The organism is Mesorhizobium sp. M7A.F.Ca.CA.001.08.2.1 (genome assembly GCF_003998455.1).
GTDB lineage: Bacteria > Pseudomonadota > Alphaproteobacteria > Rhizobiales > Rhizobiaceae > Mesorhizobium > Mesorhizobium ciceri.
In genome coordinates this window covers 1-2,753 of record NZ_RZPW01000789.1, presented here as the reverse complement: position 1 = coordinate 2,753, position 2,753 = coordinate 1, and the positions used below count along the sequence as shown (strand labels likewise).

Below are 2,753 nucleotides of genomic sequence, written 5' to 3'. Positions count from 1 at the left end.
GCTATGACGATTGAGGGAGCAAACGACGGGCTCCCTCCTCTCCCCAACGGGGAGAGGGTGGCCGGAGCGAAGCGGAGGTCGGGTGAGGGGGCGGCGCCGACGGATCCGACCAAGAGAAAGGTCGGGGCAACCGCTCGCGCCCGAAAGCTGCGGGTTGACGAGACCGAGGCTGAATACAGGCTTTGGGGGGAACTGAGAGGCCGTCATCTCAATGGCTACAAATTTGTGAGGCAAGTGCCGCTTGGACCGTTCATCGCGGATTTTGTTTGTCGCGAGGTAAGCCTGATTGTCGAACTTGATGGTAGTCAGCACGCAGATTCTCCAACCGACCCTTCCAGGACAGCTTGGCTGAACGGACAAGGTTATTCGGTTCCCCGGTTCTGGAATCATGAGGTTTTGGCCGAACGTCGAGCGGTCCTGGATACGATCTTGGCTTGCCTTGACGGAAAGATTTCCACCCCCTCACCCGACCTCCGCTTCGCTCCGGCCATCCTCTCCCCGTTGGGGAGAGGAGGGCGCCAGTCGGCTGAGGCCCGCTAGATGGACACCTTCCGCGACAAGCTCGTTCCCGTCACCTCCATCCTCGTTGGCGTGGTCGCGCTCTGGTATGTCTTCGCCGTCATCCTCAACACGCCGTTCCAGCGCGATCTCGATCGTCGCGCCGGTGAAACATCCACGTTCAGCCAACTCATCGGCAAGACGCTGTCGCAGCCGAAGCCGACATTGCCGGCGCCGCACCAGGTGGCGGTGAATTTCTTCGAGAACACCTTCCTGCGGCCCATCACCTCCAACCGCAGCCTGGTCTACAATGCCTGGGTGACGCTTTCGTCGACGCTGCTCGGCTTCGCTTTCGGCACGGCGCTCGGCATCATCATCGCCGTCGGCATTGTCCATGTGGCGACGCTCGACCGCAGCCTGATGCCGTGGATCATCGCCTCGCAGACCATTCCCATCCTGGCTGTGGCGCCGATGATCATCGTCGTGCTGGGGGCGATCGGCATCAGCGGGCTAGTCCCGAAGGCGATGATTTCGACCTATCTGTCGTTCTTCCCGGTGACTGTCGGCATGGTGAAGGGCCTGCGCTCGCCCGAGATCATGCATCTCGACCTGATGCACACCTACAATGCCAGTCGCGCGCAGACCTTCTGGAAGTTGCGCGTGCCTGCTTCGGTGCCGTTCCTGTTCACCTCGATGAAAGTGGCGGTGGCGGCAAGCCTGGTCGGCGCCATCGTCGGCGAACTGCCGACTGGCGCTGTCGCCGGCATCGGCGCCAAGCTGCTCGCCGGCGCCTATTACAGCCAGTCCATCGACATCTGGTCGGCGCTGGTCGCCGGTTCGGTGGTGGCCGCCCTTCTGGTCATGGTGGTCGGCATTGCCGGGCGCCTCGTCGACCGCGCCATGGGCGGGAGGCCGGCATGAACTGGCTGAAACCCTCCTGGCAGGCAGTGCTGGCGATCGTGCTGTGCCTGATCGCAGTGGCGCTCGGCCCGATCGCCGCGCCGAAAGTCGATGCACTGGCGCAGCCTGCAGGGACGTTGATATATCCCTATGTGGCGACGACCTGGCTGATCTTCGGCGTTCTGCTTGTCGCTGCTTTGATCTCGATGGCCAGAATACCGTCCATCGTCGAAGCCGTTGTGCTTTTCATCGGCGCGCATTTGCTCGCGTGGCTGCTGATTGGAGGCATCACCGGTTTCGAAGGCCTGGCGCGGACGCCGTACTTCCTGCTTCTCACCGCCGCATGGCTGCTTGGCTGGCGCTGCGTGGCGGTGCTGTCATCATTGCGTCCGTTCGCCAAATGGGCTCGCACCGCGCTGCGCCTGATCATCCCGGCCATCTTCGGCGCCTGGATCCTGATCATCTGGGAAGCGGTGACGCGTGGGGCCGGCATACCCTTCATCCTGCTGCCGCCGCCAAGCGCCATCGGCGCGCGCATAGCCGGTTCGCTGCCGGTGCTCGGTGCCGATGTCCGGCAGACCATCTTCAAGGCGGTCATCTTCGGTTATGTCGTGGGCAGCGGCGCCGGCTTCATCACCGCCGTGCTCGCTGACCGCGTGCCTTTCCTGCGGCGCGGCCTGCTGCCGATCGGCAATATGGTCTCGGCGCTGCCGATCATCGGCGTCGCGCCGATCATGGTGATGTGGTTCGGCTTCGACTGGCAGTCCAAGGCGGCGGTGGTCATCATCATGACCTTCTTCCCGATGCTGGTGAACACGGTCGCCGGTCTGGCCGCCTCCGGCCATATGGAGCGCGACCTGATGCGCACCTACGCGTCGGGCTACTGGCCGACGCTCTTGAAGCTTCGGCTGCCGGCAGCAGCTCCCTTCATCTTCAACGCGCTGAAGATCAACTCGACGCTGGCGCTGATCGGCGCCATCGTTGCCGAGTTCTTCGGCACGCCTGTCGTCGGCATGGGCTTCCGCATCTCGACCGAGGTCGGGCGGATGAACATCGACATGGTCTGGGCCGAAATCGCAGTTGCAGCACTTGCGGGTTCGGTCTTTTATGGCGTGGTCGCTCTTGTCGAAAGAGCCGTCACGTTTTGGCATCCCTCTGTCCGTGGTGGATAGGGGCGGTGGGTTTAGGGCACTAACTTCAGAGGGTAACAAAATGAAAAGACTGATTATTCCCGTTCTGGCTGGCGCGATGTCGCTTGCCGCTTTCCAGGCAATGGCCGCCGACAAGGTGACGTTGCAGCTGAAATGGGTTACGCAGGCCCAGTTTGCCGGCTACTATGTCGCCAAGGCCAAGGG

At 62.7% G+C, this 2,753-nt stretch carries 3 protein-coding genes and 1 pseudogene; all 4 read left to right on the top strand.

The annotated features are described in order from the left end of the window. Positions 1 to 3: 3 nt before the first annotated feature. Positions 4 to 540, top strand: a complete 537-nt coding sequence (locus EN914_RS30935; protein WP_024501501.1) for an endonuclease domain-containing protein — start codon at positions 4 to 6, stop codon at positions 538 to 540. Then, the gene (locus EN914_RS30930) at positions 541 to 1,419 is read left to right on the top strand and encodes an ABC transporter permease (protein ID WP_024501500.1); all 879 of its coding nucleotides are present in this window, start codon (positions 541 to 543) and stop codon (positions 1,417 to 1,419) included. Then, the gene (locus tag EN914_RS30925) at positions 1,416 to 2,570 is read left to right on the top strand and encodes an ABC transporter permease (protein ID WP_024501499.1); all 1,155 of its coding nucleotides are present in this window, start codon (positions 1,416 to 1,418) and stop codon (positions 2,568 to 2,570) included. The genes EN914_RS30930 and EN914_RS30925 overlap by 4 nt, the downstream gene beginning before the upstream one ends. Before the next feature lie 40 nt (positions 2,571 to 2,610). Beyond that, a pseudogene (locus EN914_RS30920) lies at positions 2,611 to 2,753 on the top strand (ABC transporter substrate-binding protein); the annotation flags it as partial.

What these genes read in the sequence shown, in the direction of transcription:
- EN914_RS30935 (WP_024501501.1), top strand. Translation starts at nt 4, where the DNA reads ATGACGATTGAGGGAGCAAACGACGGGCTCCCTCCTCTCCCCAACGGG.
- EN914_RS30930 (WP_024501500.1), top strand. Translation starts at nt 541, where the DNA reads ATGGACACCTTCCGCGACAAGCTCGTTCCCGTCACCTCCATCCTCGTT.
- EN914_RS30925 (WP_024501499.1), top strand. Translation starts at nt 1,416, where the DNA reads ATGAACTGGCTGAAACCCTCCTGGCAGGCAGTGCTGGCGATCGTGCTG.